Origin of the sequence: Parapontixanthobacter aurantiacus, from assembly GCF_009827635.1 — a bacterium.
GTDB lineage: Bacteria > Pseudomonadota > Alphaproteobacteria > Sphingomonadales > Sphingomonadaceae > Parapontixanthobacter > Parapontixanthobacter aurantiacus.
This window is the reverse complement of sequence record NZ_WTYW01000003.1, coordinates 336,925-359,170: the sequence shown is the minus strand read 5'-3', so window position 1 is coordinate 359,170 and position 22,246 is coordinate 336,925. Positions and strand designations below refer to the sequence as shown.

At 61.6% G+C, this 22,246-nt stretch carries 20 protein-coding genes and 1 pseudogene; 9 read left to right on the top strand and 12 right to left on the bottom strand.

All coding sequences use genetic code 11. The annotated features are described in order from the left end of the window. The 5 genes and pseudogenes from GRI38_RS12070 to GRI38_RS12050 all read right to left on the bottom strand — a co-directional run. Positions 1 to 729, bottom strand: a pseudogene (locus tag GRI38_RS12070) (hypothetical protein); the annotation flags it as partial. A 141-nt stretch (positions 730 to 870) separates the two neighbouring features. Beyond that, positions 871 to 1,812, bottom strand: coding sequence for a GDP-L-fucose synthase (gene fcl, locus GRI38_RS12065; protein WP_160684293.1), 942 nt, complete (start codon positions 1,810 to 1,812; stop codon positions 871 to 873). Beyond that, positions 1,812 to 2,885, bottom strand: a complete 1,074-nt coding sequence (gene gmd, locus GRI38_RS12060; protein WP_160684290.1) for a GDP-mannose 4,6-dehydratase — start codon at positions 2,883 to 2,885, stop codon at positions 1,812 to 1,814. Before gmd ends, fcl begins: the two co-directional genes overlap by 1 nt. A gap of 68 nt (positions 2,886 to 2,953) precedes the next feature. Next, positions 2,954 to 4,135, bottom strand: a complete 1,182-nt coding sequence (mnmA, locus tag GRI38_RS12055; RefSeq protein WP_160684287.1) for a tRNA 2-thiouridine(34) synthase MnmA — start codon at positions 4,133 to 4,135, stop codon at positions 2,954 to 2,956. Between the two features lie 101 nt (positions 4,136 to 4,236). Further along, entirely contained in the window at positions 4,237 to 4,494 is a 258-nt protein-coding gene (locus tag GRI38_RS12050) for a hypothetical protein (protein WP_160684284.1), read from the bottom strand. Positions 4,495 to 4,577: 83 nt separating this feature from the next. Here GRI38_RS12050 and sciP point away from each other — a divergent pair, with 83 nt between their 5' ends. The 6 genes from sciP (at position 4,578) to GRI38_RS12020 (ending at position 12,184) form a co-directional block, all read left to right on the top strand. Then, complete coding sequence (gene sciP, locus GRI38_RS12045) at positions 4,578 to 4,877, top strand: CtrA inhibitor SciP (protein ID WP_160684281.1); 300 nt, start codon at positions 4,578 to 4,580, stop codon at positions 4,875 to 4,877. A 161-nt stretch (positions 4,878 to 5,038) separates the two neighbouring features. Further along, positions 5,039 to 5,305, top strand: coding sequence for a GlsB/YeaQ/YmgE family stress response membrane protein (locus tag GRI38_RS12040; protein WP_160684278.1), 267 nt, complete (start codon positions 5,039 to 5,041; stop codon positions 5,303 to 5,305). Positions 5,306 to 5,538: 233 nt separating this feature from the next. Continuing rightward, positions 5,539 to 6,729 carry an efflux RND transporter periplasmic adaptor subunit gene (locus GRI38_RS12035; protein ID WP_160684275.1) on the top strand — a complete coding sequence of 397 codons (1,191 nt, stop codon included), beginning with the start codon at positions 5,539 to 5,541 and terminating at the stop codon, positions 6,727 to 6,729. A gap of 132 nt (positions 6,730 to 6,861) precedes the next feature. Beyond that, on the top strand, positions 6,862 to 10,338 hold the full coding sequence (locus GRI38_RS12030) for an efflux RND transporter permease subunit (RefSeq protein WP_160684272.1): 3,477 nt from the start codon (positions 6,862 to 6,864) through the stop codon (positions 10,336 to 10,338). Between the two features lie 150 nt (positions 10,339 to 10,488). Further along, entirely contained in the window at positions 10,489 to 11,712 is a 1,224-nt protein-coding gene (locus GRI38_RS12025; RefSeq protein WP_160684269.1) for a DUF445 domain-containing protein, read from the top strand. A gap of 151 nt (positions 11,713 to 11,863) precedes the next feature. Continuing rightward, a complete protein-coding gene (locus tag GRI38_RS12020) occupies positions 11,864 to 12,184 on the top strand; it encodes a hypothetical protein (protein ID WP_160684265.1) in 321 nt (106 codons plus the stop codon). Positions 12,185 to 12,225: 41 nt separating this feature from the next. Here the strand turns inward: GRI38_RS12020 and GRI38_RS12015 are convergent, their stop codons facing one another. The 5 genes from GRI38_RS12015 to sucC form a co-directional block, all read right to left on the bottom strand. Continuing rightward, a complete protein-coding gene (locus tag GRI38_RS12015; protein WP_160684262.1) occupies positions 12,226 to 13,137 on the bottom strand; it encodes a hypothetical protein in 912 nt (303 codons plus the stop codon). Positions 13,138 to 13,338: 201 nt separating this feature from the next. Next, positions 13,339 to 14,277: an energy transducer TonB gene (locus tag GRI38_RS12010; protein ID WP_160684259.1), complete on the bottom strand. Its 939-nt coding sequence runs from the start codon at positions 14,275 to 14,277 to the stop codon at positions 13,339 to 13,341. A 185-nt stretch (positions 14,278 to 14,462) separates the two neighbouring features. Next, on the bottom strand, positions 14,463 to 15,395 hold the full coding sequence (locus GRI38_RS12005; protein ID WP_160684256.1) for an electron transfer flavoprotein subunit alpha/FixB family protein: 933 nt from the start codon (positions 15,393 to 15,395) through the stop codon (positions 14,463 to 14,465). An 80-nt stretch (positions 15,396 to 15,475) separates the two neighbouring features. Continuing rightward, complete coding sequence (locus GRI38_RS12000; RefSeq protein ID WP_160684253.1) at positions 15,476 to 16,222, bottom strand: electron transfer flavoprotein subunit beta/FixA family protein; 747 nt, start codon at positions 16,220 to 16,222, stop codon at positions 15,476 to 15,478. Positions 16,223 to 16,380: 158 nt separating this feature from the next. Next, positions 16,381 to 17,595: an ADP-forming succinate--CoA ligase subunit beta gene (gene sucC, locus GRI38_RS11995; RefSeq protein WP_160684250.1), complete on the bottom strand. Its 1,215-nt coding sequence runs from the start codon at positions 17,593 to 17,595 to the stop codon at positions 16,381 to 16,383. A 151-nt stretch (positions 17,596 to 17,746) separates the two neighbouring features. Between sucC and GRI38_RS11990 the strand changes: the two genes are divergently transcribed. Then, positions 17,747 to 18,532, top strand: coding sequence for a 3'(2'),5'-bisphosphate nucleotidase CysQ (locus GRI38_RS11990; protein WP_160684247.1), 786 nt, complete (start codon positions 17,747 to 17,749; stop codon positions 18,530 to 18,532). Positions 18,533 to 18,663: 131 nt separating this feature from the next. Here the strand turns inward: GRI38_RS11990 and GRI38_RS11985 are convergent, their stop codons facing one another. Beyond that, on the bottom strand, positions 18,664 to 19,359 hold the full coding sequence (locus GRI38_RS11985) for a YiaD family glycine zipper/OmpA-like lipoprotein (RefSeq protein WP_160684244.1): 696 nt from the start codon (positions 19,357 to 19,359) through the stop codon (positions 18,664 to 18,666). A 223-nt stretch (positions 19,360 to 19,582) separates the two neighbouring features. On the opposite strand from GRI38_RS11985, the gene GRI38_RS11980 reads away from it, so the two are divergent. Further along, positions 19,583 to 20,890 carry a CNNM domain-containing protein gene (locus GRI38_RS11980; RefSeq protein WP_160684241.1) on the top strand — a complete coding sequence of 436 codons (1,308 nt, stop codon included), beginning with the start codon at positions 19,583 to 19,585 and terminating at the stop codon, positions 20,888 to 20,890. 199 nt (positions 20,891 to 21,089) lie between these two features. Then, on the top strand, positions 21,090 to 21,527 hold the full coding sequence (locus GRI38_RS11975; protein ID WP_160684238.1) for a hypothetical protein: 438 nt from the start codon (positions 21,090 to 21,092) through the stop codon (positions 21,525 to 21,527). Between the two features lie 9 nt (positions 21,528 to 21,536). Here GRI38_RS11975 and GRI38_RS11970 read toward each other — a convergent pair whose 3' ends face one another. Continuing rightward, the gene (locus tag GRI38_RS11970) at positions 21,537 to 22,223 is read right to left on the bottom strand and encodes a helix-turn-helix domain-containing protein (protein ID WP_160684235.1); all 687 of its coding nucleotides are present in this window, start codon (positions 22,221 to 22,223) and stop codon (positions 21,537 to 21,539) included. Between the last annotated feature and the right edge of the window lie 23 nt (positions 22,224 to 22,246).

The window sequence follows — 22,246 nt, the reverse complement described above, 5'->3', positions numbered from 1 at the left end:
CGCATTCGTTCCAAGCGCCGTCGTCCGGTTGCCCCCCGATACCGCATTCGTTCCAAGCGCCACAACGTTCGCCGTCAACGCTCGCGCACCAGAACCAATCGCCAAGGCGTTGTCGGCCAATGCCTTTGCTTCCGCTCCGATGGCAATGGTATTTGCTCCGGTCGCCTCGGCCCCCTGGCCATCTGCATCGTTGGTATCGGTACCCAAGGCGATCGAATATTGGCCCGATGCCGTCGATCCGCGACCGAACGCGGTGGAGCGATCTCCGGAAGCGAGGGAATTGTCGCCAAGCGCGGTTGCGAACTGGTTCGTTGCCCGAGCCGAAGTGCCGACAGCTGTCGCATTGTTGCTCGTAGCTTGAGCGCCGCCGCCAATTGCAACTGTCAAAGCTTGCGTCGCATCGGCATCACCCAACGCCACCGAGTTCGAACCGGTGCTTTGCGCGCCGTAACCAATCGCGAGCGAGCGCGTGTTGGTCGCATCTGTTTCCGCGCCAATCGCAGTCGACTGCGGTCCGGTTGCGGTCGCATTCTGCCCACATGCCAGCTGCGAGGCCGAATCTTCGCCATTTGCGCCGAGAACGCCATCGACGCCGTCCGTGGCGGTGCCGTTGTTGTTGGTGTCGATCAGGCACTCGTCGGCCTGTGCGGCCGGAACGATAGCGATATTCGCGATTGCCGCAGCGCCGGCAAGCCCGAGCGCGCGGATGGATAGCTTACAAACATTCATGATAATTCCCCAAACACAATGGACATCGTGAGCAACCCTTGCCCCGTCCTCACTGGAGAATGACCGAAAGACCAATCGTTTCCACCCCAAACAAAGAAATATTTTGGGCAGCCTGTCGATTTTCTGTTTTATTTTGGTGCGTTAACCATCGAACTTCGCAAGAAAGTCACTGTAAGCGCTCGCTATTCCTTCTCGGAGCGAAATTGTCGCCAACCAGCCGAGACCGTTTATCATGCTGGTATCGAGCAGTTTGCGCGGGGTGCCGTCGGGCTTGTTGCTGTCGCAGACAATTGCCCCTCCGAAGCCGACCACTTCCGCGACAAGCCGGGCCAGTTCGACGATCGCAATCTCCTGACCTGACCCGACATTGACGTGTCGCTCGCCGGAGTAGTGGCGGAGCAGAAAGACGCACGCGTCCGCCAGATCGTCCACGTGGAGAAATTCTCGCAAGGGTGTGCCGCTTCCCCAGACGACGAGTCGCTCGGCTTCGTCGCGCTTTGCCTCATGCGCTTTGCGGATGAGAGCAGGCAGGACATGGCTGTTTTGAAGGTCGTAATTATCGCCCGGTCCGTAGAGATTGGTCGGCATTGCACTGATGAAGTCCGAACCATATTCGCGGCGATAAGCCTCGCAGAGTTTCACCCCTGCGATCTTCGCAATTGCGTATGGTTCGTTGGTCGGCTCCAGAGGCCCCGTCAGCAGCACCTCTTCGGACATTGGCTGCGGAGCCTCGCGCGGATAGATGCAGGACGAACCGAGAAACAGAAGCTTGCCGGTTTTTGTGCGATGGGCGGCTTCTACCGTATTGGCCGCAATTGTCAGATTGTCGTAGAGGAATTGAGCGGGATATGTGCTGTTCGCGAGTATTCCGCCGACCTTCGCTGCCGCGATGATCGCGGCATCCGGGCGGTTCTCTTCGAACCAGCGAAAGACGGCGTCTTGCGCGCGAAGATCTAAGGAACGCGGGGACGTCAGCACTTCGCAGTCTTCGCTTTCCAGACGGCGCAGCAACGCTGAGCCGACCATGCCGCGATGGCCAGCGACGTAAATACGCTTTCCGGACAGATCGTATTGCTCAGGCATCAGACCGAGCCGATGCTGGAGGAAGCAGCCGCCTCTTCTCCCATGGCAACGAGATCGGCCTGGACCATCTCGCGGACAAGGTCGCGCACATCGGTCTCATGTTCCCAGCCAAGCTTTTCGCGCGCTTTCGTTGGGTCGCCAAGGAGCAGGTCAACTTCGGTCGGACGAAAATAACGGGGGTCGACCTCGACCAAAACCTCACCAGACGAAAGACAGCGAGCGACTTCCTCGACGCCTTCGCCAGAGAACTCCACCGGGCGCCCTATATCCTCGAATGCCCAACGCACGAACTCGCGGACGGAAGTGGTCTTGCCAGTGGCAAGCACATAATCGTCCGGCTCGTCTTGTTGGAGGATAAGATGCATACCCCGCACATATTCGCGCGCGTGACCCCAGTCGCGTTTTGCATCGAGATTGCCGAGATAAAGCTTGTCCTGCAGGCCAAGCTTTATTGCCGCTGCCGCGCGCGTAATCTTGCGGGTGACGAAGGTTTCGCCTCGTAGCGGGCTCTCGTGATTGAACGCGATGCCGTTGCTCGCGTGCAATCCGTATGCCTCGCGATAATTGATCGTGATCCAGTAGGCGTAAAGCTTGGCCACGGCATATGGGCTGCGCGGATAGAAGGGCGTCGTCTCCGACTGGGGAAACTCGCAAGCCTTGCCGTAAAGTTCGGATGTAGAAGCCTGAAAGAACCTCGTCTTTCGCGTCAGGTCGAGGATCCGCATGGCTTCTAGCAGCCGCAGCGGCCCGATCGCATCGCTATTAGCCGTATATTCCGGGGTCTCGAAACTCACCTGAACGTGGCTTTGTGCAGCGAGGTTGTAGATTTCGTCAGGCTGCGTTTCCTGCAGGATGCGAATGATGTTCGTCGCATCGGTCAGATCGCCGTAGTGCAGTGTCAGGCGCGGATCGGCCTCGTGCGGATCCTGATAGATTCCTTCAATACGCCCCGTATTGAAGGACGAACTGCGCCGCTTGATGCCGTGGACGATATAGCCTTTTTCGAGGAGGTAACGCGCCAGATAGGCGCCGTCCTGCCCGGTGATGCCAGTGATGAGAGCGGTTTTGGCCATGACCGGCTTGGACCATGTTTGCTCCTCAAATGGCAAGCCGGGAGCAAAGTTATTCGACGGGGAAAATCCTAGCCGTCCTTCAGCGTCGAATCGATCCAGCCACCGCCCACGACCCTGTCGCCGTCATAGATGACGGCAGCCTGGCCCGGTGCGACGCCGAGTTCGGGCTGCTCGAAACGAAGCAGGGTATCGGCGTTGTCGCCAAACGGCCCGTCGATCCGAACGGGGACGGGCTTCGACAGCGAGCGAACCTTGGCAATAAGGTGGCCGTCCGCAGGCATCGGACCGATACGGTTGGTTTCGATGATGCGCGCCGCATCGACCGCCAGCATCGCGCGCGGTCCGACCTTGACGTGGCGCTGTTCGGCATCGATGCCGACGACATAGAGCGGCTCTGCCAACCCGCCGAGGTCGAGGCCACGACGTTGTCCGACGGTATAATGGATGACGCCGCGATGCCGACCGAGCACTTCGCCGCTTTTGGCATGGACGATATCTCCAGGTTCGCCGCCTTCCGGTCTCAGTTTGCGGACGATCTTCGCGTAATCGCCGTCCGGGACGAAGCAGATATCCTGACTGTCCGGCTTGGCTGCGTTTCTCAGGCCCGCGGCGTCCGCAAGTTCCCGTACCCGCGCCTTCGGCATTCCGCCGAGGGGGAAGCGAAGATATTCGAGCTGCGCGTCGGTAGTCGCATAGAGGAAATAGGACTGGTCGCGTGCCGGATCGAGCGCGCGATGCAGTTCGGGGCCAGCCTCGCCATGCACGCGGCGGACATAATGGCCGGTAGCAAGGCAGTCTGCGCCGAGCTCCCTCGCCATCGCGAACAGGTCGGTGAATTTCGGACCCATATTGCACCTGATGCAGGGGACCGGCGTGCGACCCGAAAGATAGTCGTCCGCGAACTGCTCCACGACGCTGTCGCGAAAGGCGCTTTCGTGATCGAAGACATAATGCGCTATACCGAGCCGGTCCGCGACCGCCCTCGCATCCGCAATATCATCGCCGGCACAGCATGCGCCCTTGCGACCCGTGGCTGCCCCGTAGTCGTAAAGCTGCAAGGTGATGCCGATCGTCTCGGCGCCTGTAGCCGCCGCCAGCGCTGCCACGACGGAGGAATCGACGCCGCCGGACATGGCAACCACGATGCGGCAGTCCGCCGCCGCGCGCGGAAGATCGAACAACGCGGCGGCTTCGCTCGCGTCGAAAAGCCGCACGTCGTCCGCGGGATCGAGGGTAGCTGTCGATGTCATGATCGTTTGCCCCATACACGTTTGTGTGCGCGCTTCAAAGTCCTGTCGGCCCCGGGTGAAGCGGTGGCCGGATAAGGGCGGGTCGCCTCCAAAGGTTAATTTCACGGATTTTTTACCTGCGCTGCCGTAACCCCCTGACCATGTTCGAGGGCGATATAAAGAAATCCGACATGCCGACGAGTGGCGAGGGGGAAGCCCTTCGTCGCCTTCGCTGGCACGAATTGGTCGCGCAACTGGCCGCGACGCGAGATCTGCGCAACGAGCTTGCCCAGTCGAGCCTGGCGGAACTCGCCAATCGTGGGCGGTTCTCCTCGCTCAGCCTGTTTGGCATTGAGCATGGTCAACCAGTCGTTAACCACGATGGTTTATCCCATGGCAAAGCCGCCTTCGTAAAGGACGGGAACACCGCTTACGACGCAGCAGCCAGTGGCCGAGGAAATTCGTGATGGAACATCAGAATATTCGACCTGATCAAGTGATCGGTCCACTCGGCGAACCTTTGACGTTGGCGGATCTGCCGCCCGCCTCGACGAAGCGCTGGGTCGTTCGCCGCAAGGCCGAGGTCGTGGCTGCCGTGAACGGCGGTTTGCTGACCGTGGACGAGGTCCTCGAACGCTACACGCTTACACTCGAGGAATTCGCGTCATGGCAGCGCGCTGTCGATCGGTCCGGGATGCAGGGTCTGCGCGTCACGCGCATCCAGCATTATCGCGACCTTTACGAACGGCAGCTGAAATACTGACGCACGGGGCGCGCTTTGCGCTCCTGAACCTCCTATTCGGCAAACCTTTCTCCCGATCTGGGCCGCGCGCTATTTGCCTGCGGTCAGGGAACTATTTTCCATTCATATTTGTTTGTTTCTGCAAGGTCGCATTTGACCGAATAACAGGCAGGAGAACACGAATGGGATGGATTATCGCAATTATCGTAGGGGGTGTGGCCGGATGGCTTGCCAGCCTCGTGATGAACCGCGATGCCTCGATGGGCATTTTCTGGAACATCGTGGTCGGCATCATCGGCGCGCTTATCGGTAACTTCCTCGCAAGCGCATTGTTCGGTGTCGAGGGAACCATCCAGAGCTTCAACCTCACCGGATTCATTATCGCCATCATCGGTGCGATCGTGCTTCTCGGCATCATCAACCTCGTACAGCGTGGCCGCGTACGGTAAGCGCCGCTTTTACAACACTGTTCGAAAGAAATAACTGGGCGGAGCGACTTAGGATCGCTTCGCCCTTTTCTTATTCCGGAAACTGCGGCACGGAAATTTGGTCGGACATATATGTCGTCCGTCGAAGGGGCGATTGCAGGGGGCGGGAAGCCGGATTACGCGGCTCTTAAGGACTTGCACCCAGTGACATATGTGACTAATACACCAGCCGGAAAGTCGAGCGAGGCGTGGCCATGAACTACAATTCCCGCGTGGGATCGGACAGTGCTGAACCACTGAACAGGGAAATCGGTCTCGACGGAGAACCGCGCGAGACCTCTCGCCGCAAATTGTGGATCGGACTCGCCATCCTCCTCCTGGCTGCCATCGCGGCAGCCTATTATTTCGTGTCGAGCGGCGATGCTGCGCCTGCGGAAGAGGGCAATAGCGAGCAGGCACCGTCGATAACGGTCATTTCTCCGGGCCGCGGTACGGTTGAGGGCGTCATCAATGCGCCCGGCACGCTATTCGCGCGGCGCGAACTCCCGGTCGGCGTCGTGGGTGAAGGTGGCCGCGTCGTATCCGTTCCGGTCGATGCCGGCGAATGGGTGAGGCAGGGACAGGTCTTGGCGGTGATCGATCGCTCGGTTCAGAACGAACAAGCCCGAAGCGCCCGGGCCCAGATTGACGTCGCGCAAGCCGATGCCAACCTTGCGCAAAGCAATCTCGACCGCGCCCGCCAGCTCGTCGATCGCGGATTCATCTCGACCGCCGAAATCGACCGTTTGACTGCCACCCGGGACAGTGCGGTCGCGCGCGTCCAGGTGGCCCGCGCCCAGTACAACGAATTGCAGGCCCGCAATGCTCGGCTGAACATCACCGCCCCTGCCGCTGGCCTTCTGCTCGAACGCAATGTCGAGCCCGGTGCGACGGTGTCCGGCGGTTCGGGTGTCCTGTTTCGTATCGCTCGTGGCGGCGAAATGGAATTGCAGGCCGAAGTCGGCGAATCCGAGCTTGCGCGGATATCGGTCGGCACGAGCGCCGAGGTAACGCCCGCCGGAACGGACCAGACTTTTGATGGCCAGGTGTGGCAGGTCGCGCCGACCATCGATCAGCAGAACCGGCAGGGACGCGTGCGCATCGCCCTCTCCTATGCTCCGGAATTGCGACCCGGCGGCTTTGCCACTGCGCGTATCCTCAGCGGAACGACCAACGCACCGTTGCTTCCCGAAAGCGCGGTCCTTTCCGATCGCGAAGGCAGCTACGTCTATATCGTCGGCGAGAACAATACGGTGGAGCGGCGCGCGATCACCCTCGGACGCGTAACGGCCGACGGCGTGACAGTGACCGAAGGCCTTACCGGAAGCGAACGCATCGTGCTGCGCGCAGGCGGCTTCCTGACGCCGGGCGAAACGGTCAATCCGGTCGCCGCCGACACGCAATGAGCGCTGCCATTCACGGTAGCGCAAGTCGCAATACCCTGGAGAGGTCCCGTATCGACGCGGCGGCCTTCCTCGATACCGTCTTCAATACCGACGAGCGGCTGAGCCGTACGTCCTGAAACTGGCAGATCCGTAATGGACTTTAACAAGATATCCGCGTGGTCGATCCGCAATCCGGTCATTCCGATCGTGATTTTCACGGCCCTGCTGCTCGCCGGGTTGCTGAGCTTCAATCGCATGGATGTCGTCAACAATCCGGACGTGGAATTTCCTGCCGTCAACGTTTCCATCTCGCAGCCGGGGGCGGCACCGACCGAGATCGAGAACCAGATCACGCAGCTCGTCGAATCTGCCGTTCGCTCGATCAACGGAGTGAAGACCATCACCTCCTCCGCGAGCGAGGGCAATTCGAACACCACCGTCGAGTTCGAGATCGGCACCGACGTCAATGATGCCGTGATCGAGGTCGACAACGCGATCGGCACGATCCGGGGCAGCCTGCCCGATGGCATTCTCGAGCCGCGGATCAACAAGATCGAAATTTCGGGCGGCTTCCTCGGCATCTACGCGGTCGAGGCCGCCGACATGACCATCGAGCAGCTGAGCTGGTTCATCGACGACACGGTGGCCAAGCGCCTTCTCGCGGTCGAGGGCATGGCGCAGGTCGATCGGTTCGGGGGCGTCGACCGGGAGATCGAGGTGATCCTCGACCTGCCCAGGATGCAGGCGCTGGGCGTGACTGCGGGGCAGATCAATTCCGTCCTGCGGCAGAACAATATCGACGCCGCCGGCGGCGCTGCGGAAGTGGGGGGAACGCGCCAGTCCATTCGCGTCCTCGGCAATACCGACACGGCGTTTGAACTTTCGCAGCGTCAGATCCAGCTCGGTAACGGCGCGACCGTTCGGCTGGGCGACGTCGCGACGGTCCGCGACGGTTACAGCGAGCGCACTTCCATCAGCAAGGTGCGCGATACCGAAGTCGTCAACTTCGCGATGTCCCGCGCAAAGGGAGCATCCGACGTCACCGTCTTCGATGCGGCGAAGGAAACGATCGCGGAACTCGAGGCAGAGAACCCCGGCGTTCGCTTCATTCCGCTGTTCAACACGGTCCAATATACCGAAAGCCAGTACGAAAGCTCGATCGCCGCCATGATCGAGGGTGCGGTGCTGGCGGTCGTCGTCGTCTTCTTCTTCCTGCGCGACTGGCGGGCGACGATCATCTCCGCAATCGCCATTCCGCTGTCCGCGATCCCGACCTTCTGGTTCATGGACCTGCTCGGCTTCAACCTGAACTTCCTCTCGCTCTTAGCACTGGGCCTTGTTGCCGGGGTGCTCGTCGACGATGCCATCGTGGAGATCGAGAACATCGTGCGCCATATGAGGATGGGCAAATCCGCCTATCAGGCGTCCATCGACGCGGCCGACGAGATCGGTCTCGCGGTCGTCGCGACGTCCTTCTGCATCGTGGCGGTCTTCCTTCCGGTGGGCTTGATGCCCGGCATTTCCGGTCAGTTCTTCAAAAATTTCGGCCTGACGGTGGTCGTCTCCGTCCTGATGAGCCTCGCGGTCGCTCGTATGATCACGCCGATGATCGCGGCCTACTACCTCAAGGCCAAGGGCCACACCGCCCATGGTGAGGGCAAGTGGATGGACCGCTACATGAACGTCCTGCGCTGGTCGCTCGATCGGACGGACATGAATCGTGCACGCGAGGGTCATGCGCGCCCGAAGCACGGCTTCCTCTACGTCACGTCGGGCATTCTTCTGCTGATCGCCGCGATGGCCGTGCCAGCCTTCGTCGTGTTTGGGTCGTTCAATCTCCTGTCCGCGATCGATATTCCGGGAACGCTAGCCGCAGCAGTTTCTGCCGATCCTGCCGGGTGGCTGCACGGCCTCGTCCGGAAGACACTTCAGATTATCCAGCTGCTGTTCGTGATTGCTCTGGCAGGTCTTTCTCTGCGGTTCCTGTTGCCGCTGATCGGTTTGCCGGTTTCCCTGTTGGGCTCCCGTGCACGTGCTTCCTGGCAGTATCTTTCCGCGCGGTTCCTCGATCACCGGGTATGGATGCTCGGTATCGGCTACGTCGCATTCCTTGTCACCATCGTCCTGTTCATGAACACGCCGGGGCAGTTCCAACCGGACATCAACACCGACAACAGCCAGGTTCAGATCGACATGGTGCCGGGCACGACGCTGGAAACGACGGAGCGGGTGGCCGACTACGTCGCCGAGATCCTTTACGAACAGCCTGAGGTAGAGCGAGCGCTGGAGCGTGTGCGCGAAGGCAATGCGACGATCTACATCACTCTGAAGCCTGACCGCGAAAAGACCTCAATCGAGTTCGAGCGCGACCTTGCGCCCCGGCTGGCGCAGATCGCCGATGCTCGCGTTCGCTTTCAGTCGCAGAATGGCGGCGGTGGCGGTGGTTCGGGCCGCGACATCACGGTCATGCTGGCTGGTTCGGACCCTGAACTGCTCAATGAAACCGCGGCTACGCTGGTCGAGCAGATGCGCGGGCTCGACACCCTCGTTGCACCGCGCATCGATGCCGACGTCAACCGGCCCGAGATCCTCATCGAACCGCGCGAGGAACTGGCTGCATCGCTTGGCGTATCCACCGTCGCGCTGAGCCAGGCCATCCGCATTGCGACCCTTGGCGAGATCGAGCAGAACGCAGCCAAGTTCTCGCTCTCCGATCGCCAGATACCGATCACGGTAAAACTGCCCGAGAGTTCGCGGCAGGATCTCGATACGCTGCGCAACCTGCCGGTTCCGACGATCAATGGCGGTTCCGTGCCCTTGAGCCGCGTTGCGGACATTTCGCTCAGTTCCGGCCCCACGACCATCCAGCGCTATAATCAGAGCCGCCGTATCTTTGTCGGGGCCGACCTCGCGCAGAACGTGTTGCAGGGCGTGGCGCAGGAGCAGGTCGACGCTTTGCCGGTCCTTCAGGATCTGCCGCAGGGCGTCATCCGCGACGCCGTCGGTCAGGACGAAATCCAGCAGGAACTGATGGGGAATTTCGCGGTCGCACTGCCTACGGGCGTCCTGCTGGTCTTCGCCGTGCTGGTCCTCCTTTATAAGCGCGTGATGAGTCCGCTGGTGAACATGTGTTCGCTCGCGCTTGCACCATTGGGCGGTATCTTCCTTGTCTGGCTCGTAGGTCAGCCGGTTTCCATGCCGGTCCTTATCGGGATGCTCCTGCTATTAGGAATCGTGTCGAAAAACTCGATCCTGCTCATCGATTTCGCGATCGAGGCAATGAAGGACGGGGTCGCGAAAACCGAAGCGATCATCGATGCGGGTCACAAGCGCGCGCAGCCGATCGTGATGACTACGGTCGCCATGACCGCCGGGATGGTGCCGACCGCCGTTTCCCTGTCGGGCGATGGTGCATGGCGGGCCCCGATGGGCACGATGGTCATCGGCGGCCTGATAGTCTCGACCCTCCTCACGCTCCTTATCGTGCCGGCCGGTTTCAGCCTCGCGGACAGTGTCGAGCGCCGCACGGGACCATGGATGCGCAACAAGTTCCTGACCTATCGACCGGGAGACGAGAACCGTCCCGCGACCGTGCGCGAGGGTGAAGGAAGCAACCTTCCTGCCGAATAGCAGCGGACGAACCCCCGTGCGCGGTGTCCTCTTGTCAGGGGCACTAGCACGCGGCGGATTGTCTCTCGCCGTTCCTTCCCTTAGCTTTACAGGCGAAAAGACAGGGGCGCGACGATAGCGATTACCGATCAGAACGACCGCATCAGGCGCATGAGGATAACCGCGACCGGTCTGCTCGTCCTGATGGGTGCGCTGTTCCTTTTGTCGGGGCGATATCTCGATTGGCATCCTGCCTGGGGTTACCTCCATGCCTTCAGCGAAGCGGCAATGGTCGGCGGGCTGGCCGACTGGTTCGCGGTGACCGCCCTGTTCCGTCGGCCGTTGGGCCTGCCGATTCCGCACACTGCCATCATCCCGGAAAACAAGAACCGCATCGCCGACACGATGGCGGGGTTCCTGCGCGATAACTTCCTGACGCCGACGGTCGTCGCACGGCGCATGCGCACGATGAACTTCGCTCGCGGCGTGGGCAATTACCTCTCCCATCCCGATTCCGAGCAGACCTCGCGTATCAGGGCGGGTGCGGGCGAACTGTTCGTGGAAGTGCTCGAATCGCTCGACCCCGACAGGTTGGGGGGACAGGTGAAGGCTGGTCTCGCCGCGCAGCTCGAAAAACTGGAGGTCGCACCGCTGCTCGGCCAGATGCTGTCTGCGGTGGTGGCGGACGGACGCCATCGGCCGCTCATCGACAACATCATCCGCTGGGCGGGCCTCGTGGTGGAAGACAATGAGGACATGATCCGCGCGATGATCCACGAGCGGGCGAATGCCCTCTTGCGGTTTACCGGTCTCGACGAGCGTCTCGCGAATTCGGTGCTGGACGGGCTCTATCGCCTGCTCGCCGAAGTGCTGGTCGATCCGGCTCATCCGCTTCGCCGCAAGGTCGAGGAGGGGCTCGAGGACCTCGCCACGAAATTGCGCCAAGACCCGGAAACGCAGGCCAAGGTAGAGCGGATTAAGAACGACCTGCTTGCCAATCCTGCGCTCGCCGACTGGTGGCAGGGCGTCTGGGAACGGATGCGCGCCGGTTTGATCGCAAGCGTTCGTGGCGGTGGGGGCACGGGCAACGCGAAAGGCGGGTTCGGTCAGTTCGCGAGCAGCCTGGCGGAACTCGGCAAGGCGCTGGAGGACGATCCGCGGTTGCAATTACAGGTGAACCGCTTCGCGCGGCGAACGGCCGTCGGCATCGCAACCCGCTATGGCGGGCAGATCGTACAGCTGGTCTCTGAAACCGTGCGTCGCTGGGATGCGCGGACCGTGACCGATCGCATCGAGAGCGCGGTTGGCCGCGACCTGCAGTTCATCCGCATCAACGGAACGATGGTCGGCGGGCTGGTGGGCCTGACCATACACTTCCTTTCGTCAATTCTCTAAAGGGCGAGAGAGCAGCGAGGCGATTGCCCGGCGATGGGGGCTGGGTATTTACCCGTAGCTGCGCCCTAGCGATTTGGTTGGACGAAGCCCGCTAATTCTCTCCTCAAGGAACCGGACGCGAAGCGCGAACGGCAGAATTGAGGAGAGTGTGATGAGTTACCGTATGGAAGCGATCGAGGACGTCGTTGCAAGCATTCACCGCTCGCAGAACGGAAGCGCGACCAAGGACGAGGACGACCGTCTGTTTGGAATGTTGCTCGGCTTGCTCGGCGGGCAGATGCGCTACTTCATCCAGCTATACGGCATGGAGGGCCGCAATGACGAAGCGCGCCGCATCTGCATCGGGGCTATCCGCGCAGCAATCGCCGAACACAGACGCAGTGGTGGAGCGTTCATCAATCATGCGAGCATCATGCTGCGCCAGTCCCTGTACGGCATGACGGCGGACGGCCAGCGCGCGCTCGCCGCCTAAGGTGGGGGCTTGATTGTTCGGACCGCTGTGCCGAGCTTGAATTAGTGCATGATAAACGAAACGCTCGTACGCCAAACGCCTCGTATCGGATCGCCCGACGCGTTTTTGGCCGGGTCGAAACGTGCGTGACGTTTGACCACTTCGCACACTTCATTCGCAAAATCCAACGGCGCAGAACTCGGAAGGATCATGCATCGCTCGACACGTTGGTCCGTTCCAACGATCAACACAATGGGGACATAGCGCCTTTCGTCGCTTGTAAAACCCCCCCAAGGTAGCACGTTAGAAAAAGCGCGAAACAAGGCCCTTTCCTTGACCAGAGCGACAGGTTGCGCAGCTTCCTCGACACCCCAGCTTTGGTGTAGATTGGCTATGCAATCGCGCATCACGTTCATGGCGGAGTGAAGAGGGCCTGTTTGGAGCAAGAGATCGTTTTCGAATGCATCCTTCACTGAAAGACTTTTTATTGCCTCTTCTCGCGAAGCGCGTTCCTCCATGCTGATTGGCGCAGGCTGGGCTCCAGCGATTTCTTCGCCATCCTGCAGAATCTCCTCGCTATTGTTTGAGGATCCGCTTTTCTCGTAGATCAAAGCCTCACCCATGATCCCCCAATAACCATCGTCGGCTTTCAGCGTATGAAACTCGGACTGCTCAGAGGGGAAAGCCGCTGGAAGAAACTGAAACGAAGATTCACCCTTTTTTGCCTTGCGCGGCTCCAAACCCTCTACGAGGATTGTCATGTTCAGCTTCTCGTCCGCAACGCTTTGCGAAGCCCGCATCAATAAATTGTGCTCACCGTCCGAAAAGGCCCGCTGGAGAGCGCATTCATATTCCGCGTAATCGACGTTCCATTGCGACGTGGGTTCAAATACCAGCGGCTCTTCGTCGTTTGCGAGAGCAGCGCCCGGCAGGCACAAGGCAATCGGCGCTAACAGCGATACGGCGAATTTCATGGCGCTCCCCCTTCTGAAGGCCGCGCAATTCCCGCTGCGTCCCATGCGACACGCTGAACGAATAGAGTGTCGCGCAAGCGAAGACGGCCCCCCAATCACACCATGCTAGGTGCGAAAGAGAGGCCGTGCAAGTTGCCGGTCGGTAGAGCCGGTTCGGTGCTGTGCCGAAACCGGACCGGATCGCGCCAGAGTTTCAGATCGCTATTGAAGGATCGTCTCGCGGGTAAAGAAAAGTTCATAGACCACTGTCGTTTGCCAAATGCCTCTAATCGCCTCACCCGCCTCATTTCGTGCAGGAGCGAACTTCGCGTACCGCTTGAGGTTTTTGCACGTTTCTTCCTGGAGGGTCTGCGAAGCCGGAGAGGAAGGCACGATGCAATTTTCGATGCTGCCGTCGGTTCCGATGACCAAGATGACCGGCAGATTGCCGATTTCCCGATTTCGCAACGATTTTGCAGGATAAGCGGCGATAATGCGCTTTAACCAAATACGTTCGTCTACCGGTTCGGGTGGATACGCCGCCTCCTCCTCGACACCCCATGCTTTCGGGAGGGTGCTTGCGCAGTCTCGCAAGACATTCATTGCCGCGCGCATGGCCCCGGTTTTTATAAGAAGGTCCTTTTCGAACGCTCCTTCGACCAATAATCCGGTTACTTCCTTCTCGCGTTTCGCTTCTTCCTCTTCGAGAACAGCCAGTAACTTTTCGGCAGCTTCGCGATCGTCATTCGCAAGTAATTCCTCGTATCTTTTTCCCGTTTCCGTCTGTTTATGAATTTCCGCCGGGGTATATAGTCCCCAAAAGTCGACTTCGGTCTCGAGCGTATAATGCGGTTGTTCCTCAGTCGTCCCTACTGCCGGAAGAAATTCGACCGTGCTTTCGCCTTGCGCCGAACCCTTGGATTTCAGTCCCTCGACCAGAATTGTCATCCATCGTTCGCCAGATGTAGCCGTTCCGGGTATTTTCAGGATAAGCTGATGTGTGCCGTCGGAAAACAGCCGTCGCAATTCGCAATTCTGCGCACCGTAATCGACGTTCCATTGCGACGTGGGTTCAAATACCAGCGGCTCTTCGTCGTTTGCGAGAGCAGCGCCCGGCAGGCACAAGGCAATCGGCGCTAACAGCGATACGGCGAATTTCATGGCGCTCCCCCTTCTGAAGGCCGCGCAATTCCCGCTGCGTCCCATGCGACACGCTGAACGAATAGAGTGTCGCGCAAGCGAAGACGGCCCCCCAATCACACCATGCTAGGTGCGAAAGAGAGGCCGTGCAAGTTGCCGGTCGGTAGAGCCGGTTCGGTGCTGTGCCGAAACCGGACCGAATCGCGTCAGAGCTTCTCGGTCAGCTCCGGCACCGCCTTGTACAGGTCGGCGACGAGGCCGATGTCCGCCACCTGGAAGATCGGCGCATCCTCATCCTTGTTGATGGCGATGATGGTCTTGGAATCCTTCATCCCGGCAAGGTGCTGGATCGCGCCCGAAATACCGATCGCGATATAGACTTCCGGTGCGACGATCTTTCCGGTCTGCCCGACCTGATAGTCGTTGGGAACGTAGCCCGCATCCACCGCCGCGCGGCTGGCACCGATTCCGGCACCCAGCTTGTCGGCGAGCGGCGTGATGATCTTCTCGAACGTCTCGCCATCCTTCAGCGCACGTCCGCCCGATACGATGATGTTGGCGCTGGTCAGCTCGGGACGATCGCCGCCCTCGGCAAGATCGGCACTGACGAAGGACGACACGCCCGCATCGCCCGGTCCGCCGATCGCTTCGATTTCGGCAGAGCCTCCCTCGGCCTCGGCCTTGTCGAAGGCCGTTCCGCGGACGGTGATGACGAGCTTATCGTCGGAGGATTCGACGGTCGCGATGGCGTTTCCGGCATAGATCGGACGCGTGAACGTCTTCTCGCCCTCGACCGAGAGAATGTCCGAAATCTGCATCACGTCGAGCATCGCGGCGACGCGCGGCGCGATGTTCTTGCCGGTCGTGGTGGCTGGCGCGAGGAAGGCGTCATGGTGGTCCATGAGACCTGCGATCAGCGGCGCGACGTTTTCGGCGAGGCCGTGTTCGTATGCGGGGTCGTCGGCGACATGGACCTTGCCCACGCCAGCGACCTTGGCGGCTTCCTGAGCCACCGCGTCGCAGGACGAACCCGCAACGAGGAGGTGAACTTCGCCGAGCTTGCTCGCCGCTGTGACGACGCTCAGCGTTGCGTCCTTCATGGACTGGTTGTCGTGTTCGACGAGTACGAGAGTCTTCATTTCTGGCGTTCCTTACAATCTTGTCCGTCCGGGACGGGGTCCATGCTGGGGGGGGAAGCACGGACCCGCAAAGGCGGCGGTCAGGCGATACCCAAGGCCTTCATCTTCATGACCAGCGCGTCGACGTCCTCGACCTTTTCGCCGGCCTGGCGAACAGGCGGTTCCGCGACGTTGGTGGTGGTGAGGCGTTTCGCTGTATCGACACCGTAATCGGCCGGCGTCTTCACATCGAGCGACTTCTTCTTCGCCTTCATGATGTTCGGCAGCGAAGCATAGCGCGGTTCGTTGAGGCGCAGGTCGGTCGTAACGATGGCGGGCATCGTCAGCTTCACCGTTTCGAGGCCGCCGTCGATCTCGCGCTTCACGATCACGCTGTCGCCGTCGATTTCGACCGTGTTCGCAAAGGTGCCTTGCGGACGCTGCATGAGCGCGGCCAGCATCTGTCCGGTCTGGTTGGAATCGTCGTCGATCGCCTGCTTGCCGAGCATTACGAGGCCCGGCTGTTCTTCTTCCGCGATGGCTTTCAGGATTTTGGCGACGGCGAGCGGTTCGACTTCATCGTCGGTTTCGACGAGGATGGCGCGGTCTGCGCCCATGGCAAGCGCGGTGCGCAAGGTTTCCTGCGCCTTGGCCGGGCCGACCGAGATCGCGACGATCTCTTCCGCCTTGCCCGCTTCCTTCAACCGGATCGCTTCTTCGACGGCGATCTCGTCGAAGGGGTTCATGCTCATCTTGACGTTGGCGAGATCGACGCCCGACCCATCGGCCTTGACGCGCGGCTTCACATTGTAGTCGATAACCCGTTTGACGGGTACGAGGATTTTCATGGAATGCCTTTCTTCCAAAGAATTTCTGCCCTCCGCCTAGCTTGCGCTTACGTAAACGTCAAGTCGCGCCCCGGCGGCGTTCATCTGCTGAACGCACGACCGGCACACAATATCCGCGCTGGCATTCGCGCCGGCGGGGCGCGCAGGGGCTCGGCCCGTCAGGCGGCCTCTTTGACTTCGGCGACGATCTTCTTCGCGGCATCGCCGAGGTCGTCAGCGCTGACGATGGGAAGGCCGGAATTCTCGAGGATTTCCTTGCCCTTTTCGACATTTGTTCCCTCGAGGCGGACGACCAGCGGAACCGACAGGTTCACTTCCTTCGCCGCCGCGACGATCCCGTCGGCGATGATGTCGCACTTCATGATCCCGCCGAAGATGTTGACGAGAATGCCTTCGACCGCATCGTCCTTGAGGATGATCTTGAAGGCCGCCGTCACCTTCTCCTTCGTCGCGCCGCCGCCGACGTCGAGGAAGTTCGCGGGGAAGGCGCCGTTCAGCTTGATGATGTCCATCGTCGCCATGGCGAGGCCGGCCCCGTTGACCATGCAGCCGATGTTCCCGTCCAGCTTGATATAGGCAAGATCGTATTCGCTCGCCTCGACTTCAGCCGGGTCTTCCTCGGTCTCGTCGCGCATCTTCTCGATGTCGGGATGGCGATAGAGCGCGTTGCCGTCGAAGCTCATCTTCGTGTCGAGGACCAGCAGCTCCGCATTGCCGTCGCCGTCCGGCTTCGTCTCGACCAGCGGATTGATCTCCAGCATCTCGCAATCCATCTCGATGAACGCGTCGTAGAGCTTTTTCGCCAGCTTCTGGCACTGCTTGTTGAGGTCGCCGGAAAGTTTCAGCGCGAAAGCCACCGCGCGGCCATGATGCGGCATGAATCCCTGCGCCGGATCGACGGTGATCGTCGTGATGCGCTCGGGCGTTTCGTGCGCGACGTCCTCGATATCCATGCCGCCTTCGGTCGATGCGACCATCGCGACCTGTCCGCTTGCCCGGTCGACGAGCAGCGCGAGATAATATTCCTGAGCGATGTCGACGCCGTCGGTCACGTAAAGGCGATTGACCTGCTTGCCCTCGTCGCCGGTCTGCACCGTGACGAGCGTATTGCCGAGCATTTCCTTCGCGGCTTCCTCGACCGCATCGACCGATTCGGCGAGGCGGACGCCGCCTTTCGCATTCGCGTCCAGCTCCTTGAACTTGCCCTTGCCCCGGCCACCGGCATGGATCTGCGCCTTCACCACATAAAGCGGTCCCGGCAGCTTCTTGGCGGCAGCGACGGCTTCCTCGACGCTCATCGCGGCATGGCCTGACGGGACGGCGACGCCGTGTTTCGCAAGCAGTTCCTTGGCCTGATATTCGTGGATGTTCATGAGGCTGATGTCCTTCGTCGCTGATTGGGCACGGCGGTCGCCATGCGCGAGGGGGCGTTTGGCCGACGCATAAGCATGTATCGCGGGTCTTGAAAAGTGGCAGCTTGCACCACAGTGCCTATCTTCATTCTCGCATAGACCGGGTTTCCTGATGATCGACCGTCCCCGCCTCGAACAGATCGTCGCCGAAGCGGCGCGCATCGCCCACGACCAGTGGCCGGGGGCGGGCCATGACGTCGAGATATGGGAGAAGGGGCCGGGCAATCCCGTCTGCGCCGCCGACCTGGCGGTGGACCGCTTCCTGAAGCGCGAATTGTCGGCTTTGTTGCCGAGTGCCGGCTGGTTGTCGGAGGAAACGGCGGACGATGCCGCCCGGCTGACGCGCGGGCTCGTCTGGGTGGTCGATCCGATCGACGGCACGCGCGATTTCATTCGCGGACGCACCGGCTGGGCGGTGTCGGTCGCGCTGATCAGCGAACGCCGCCCGCTGCTCGGCTATCTGGCAGCTCCTGCGAGGGACGAATTCTGGCAGGCCGAAGCGGGCCGCGGGGCCTTCCGTAACAAGGAGCGGCTTGCCGCATCGAACGCCACGTCCTTTGCGGGTGCGAGGATACCGTCCGACGGCCTTCCGAAGATCGACCGCATCCTGTCGCCGGTCGCCAAGCCCAACTCGATCGCGCTGCGCATCGCGATGGTGGCGGCGGGCGAGGCGGACATCGTGCCGACTCTGCGCTGGGGATTCGAGTGGGACGTTGCCGCGGCGACGCTTATCGCGCGGGAAGCGGGGGCGGCGGTCAGCGACGCCTTCGGACAGCCGCTCGCCTACAACCAGCGCGACCCGCGCTCCTTCGGCCTGCTGGTAAGCGCGCCCGCCATTCACGGCGATGCGGTGGCGCATGTCGCGGAGCGGGCGGCTGAATATGCGCGACGGAAGTAAGCGCCAGCCAAGCGCCCAAAACTGGCTTCGGCAATAAAGAAGGGGGCGCTCCCGGTTAAAGGAACGCCCCCTCACGGTTTTGCAACCCTGCCACGACCTTAAGAGGTCGCAGCCTTACTGCGGCTTCTTTTTTATTGCGCTCTCGCGGCGGCCACATCTTCCTGACTGATCGGCGTGATCTTGATTTCCACGCGGCGGTTCAGCGCACGCCCTTCCGGCGTGTCGTTGCTGGCGCGGAAATATTCCGGGTTCTCGCCATAGCCCTGCGTCGCCATGCGCGAGCGGGCGACGCCCTGCATCGCGAGATAGTCGGCCACGGCCTGCGCCCGGCGCTGCGACAATTCGAGATTATAGGCTTCGGAGCCGGTGCTGTCGGTAAAGCCGTACACGTCGATCAGGCTGTTGGGATAGTTCTTCAGCGTCTGCGCGACCGAATCGAGCGTAGTGCGGAAGGACGGGCTGATCGTCGCCGAATTCACCGCGAAGGTGACGCCGTCGGGCAGTTTCAGCAGGATCGCCTCCTGATCGCCGATTTCCTCGACCTCGACGCCCGTTCCTTGCGTCGCTTCGTCGAGTTCGCGGATCTGGTCGTCGAACTGCTTGCCGATGACCGCGCCCGCGCTGCCGCCGATGCCCGCGCCGATGATGCGCGCGGTCGAGCCGCCGATGACGTCGCCCAGCAGATAGCCGGCCGTGCCGCCCAGAACCGCTCCGATGCCGGTGCGGGAAATCTTGCGCTCGCCGGTGTTGGGGTCGGTGACGCAGGCCGACAGTCCCAGCAGAGAAATGCTGGAGAGTGCGGCCACGAGAACTTTCGATGTCTTCATTAACTTTCCTCCTCGAACAAGGCGCTTTCCCGCCACCGGCCCGGACGGTTTCATACCGTCATTCTGGTGCCTTGGCGGGATCGAACCGGTTGGGACGCGCCGACCAGCGCCTTGATGCACACAACACTGCTCGCACGAAGCCGTTCCGCACGAACGAGAAAAGGCGTGCGCGCCCGTCGATGCGGCTGGCATCGAGTGCGATTTCTGCTAGCGAGACCCAATCGTGACCCCGTTTCCCTGGACAGACCTGTTCATCATCGCCGGGCTGATCTTGCTCAACGGCGTCTTCGCCATGTCAGAGCTGGCGATCGTTTCGGCCCGCACCTCGCGGCTGCGTTCGGCTGCCAAGAAGGGGCGTGCGGGCGCGCAAACCGCGCTCGACCTTGCGGCGGATCCGGGCAAATTTCTCTCCACCGTGCAGATCGGGATTACGCTTATCGCGATCCTCACCGGAGCTTTTTCGGGGGCCAGCCTCGAAGGTCCGGTGGGCGAACGACTCGCTGCGATCGGAATTCCGGCGGACATCTCGCGTGAGGTAGCCTTCGTGGTCGTAATCAGCCTGACCACCTATTTCAGCGTGGTGGTGGGCGAACTCGTGCCGAAGCAGCTTGCCCTGCGGCTCGCCGGGCCGATTGCCATCTTCATGGCGGCGCCCATGGCCCTGCTCGCAAAGATCGCCGCGCCGGTCGTCTGGTTGCTCGACAAATCCTCCGGCGTCCTCATCCGCCTGCTCGGCGTCAGGCCGAGCGGGCAGGCCAGTGTCACGGCGGAAGAACTGCACATGATCTTCGCTGACGCCACCCGCTCGGGCGTCATCGAGACCGAGCAGCACCAGATGCTCGCTGGCGTCGTGCGCCTCGCCGAACGGCCCGTGCGCGAACTCATGACGCCGCGCACCGAACTCGACTGGCTCGATCTGAGCGCCGACCCCGAGACAATCCGCGAGACGATCTTCTCCTCCTCCCACTCGCTCCTGCCGGTGGGCGACGGCACGGCGGACAAGGTGGTGGGAGTCGTCAAGGTCCGCGACATGCTCGCCGAGTGGGTGAAGGGAAACGATGCGCCCGTTGCCCAGATGATGAAGCGAGCCGAGATCGTCCCGGACCAGCTCGATGCCGTCGATGCCCTGCGCGTCCTTCAGCAGGGCGAAGTGGCGATAGCGATGGTGCATGACGAATACGGCCATCTCGACGGGATCATCACGCCTGCAGACCTGCTGACCGCGATGGTCGGCAGTTTCGCGAGCGACAGCGACGACGGCGAAGTGCCGACGATCGTCGAGCGGGCCGACGGCTCCCTTCTCGTTTCGGGCGGTCTTCCGGCCGATACGCTCGCGAACCGGCTCGACATCGAATATGGCGAGGACCGCGAATTCGCGACCGCGGCGGGCTTCGTCCTCGCCGTCCTCAAGAAACTGCCGCAGGAAGGCGAATCGTTCGAGCAGCATGGCTGGCGCTTCGAGGTGGTGGACATGGACGGTCGCCGGATCGACAAGCTACTGGTGAGCCCGGTCGACGCTTCGGAGGACTGACGCTGCACAAAGTGTCGCACAAGGCAATTCGCGCTCGCTCGAAGTGATGGATTGCGAACTCGACTGAGCGCCGGACCGCCAGACAGGACGCAACATCAATCAATAAAAATCAGCGCCCCGTCAGGGGATTTGATCGAGATCAAAGAGCCGGGTTCGCGAAGGGCCTAACGATGCTCCTGCAAACGAAGGAGCACAGGCCATGTCCAGATATCTCGTCCGCGAACGCATTGCCCAGCATGCGAAGATCCTGCCCGCGATCGAGGTCGCGCCGCAGCCAGCCCTGCCGGAGGTCGATCGTAGTTTCGAAATGCCGCGCGCACTCTACGGTGCGATGGTGGCAGCGTTTCTCGGCTTCATCGGCGTGCTCGGCATCGGCCTGCAAAGTCCCGGTCTCGTCATCCCGATGGCGATCTTCGCTTTCTTCATCATCGCGGGGTTCGCCGTTCCGGCCATCTGGACCCGCCTCGCCCCCGATAGCGGCCAGAAGGCCATGACCGTCGAGCAGCTGATGCGCCGCGGCATCGCGACCCATACCGGGCGCTGCGAAGGTCTCGATGCGGCGGTCCAGATGCTGGTCCTGCCCGTCCTCATCCTCGGCTGGGCCATCGCTATTGTCATCATCGCGGCAACCGTCTGAGGCGGCAACTCAGTCGAACAGGTGGGAGAGGCGCGCGGGGTCGAGCAATTCGATCCCGCGTTTGCCCTCGCGCCTTATCGCGCCTTCCTGTTCGAGTGCGGTCAGCTGGCGGCTGACGGTCTCGATGGTGAGGCCGAGCATGTCGGCCATCTCGCCCCGCGATAGCGGCAATTCGAACCTCGCCGCCGGGTGACACGGCGAGTCGCTGGCGCTCTCGGCAAATTTCCAGAGCAGCGCGGCGACCCGCGCCTTGCCCGATCCGGCCATCACCAGCGATTGCATGGCCCGGCTGGCGTGCAGTTCCTCCTGCGTGCGCCGCAGCAATGCCCGCGCGAGTTCCGGATGCGCGGCAATCGCCGCGTCGAAGTCGCGATCGGCAAAGACGCACAAGCGGCACTCAGTCAGGGCCACCACGTCAAAATCGCTGAACGGCTGGAACAACTCGCCCACGAAGCCCGCCGGATGAACGAGGGCAAGGATCGTCTCGTGCCCCTCCGCATCGAAGCGCGTGACCTTCAGCGCTCCGTCGATCAGCGTGGCACAGACATCGGTGGCTTCGCCCGCGGCGAACAGTGTCTCTCCGGCGCGCAGCGTGCGATGCCTGCCGATGCGGGACAGTTCGTCGCGCCCGGCCTCGTCGAGGACGGAACAGGCGGCCCGGTCGCGGACCGGACAGGTTTCGCAGGCAAGGCTCACCGCCGGTCCACCTGCGCACCGGC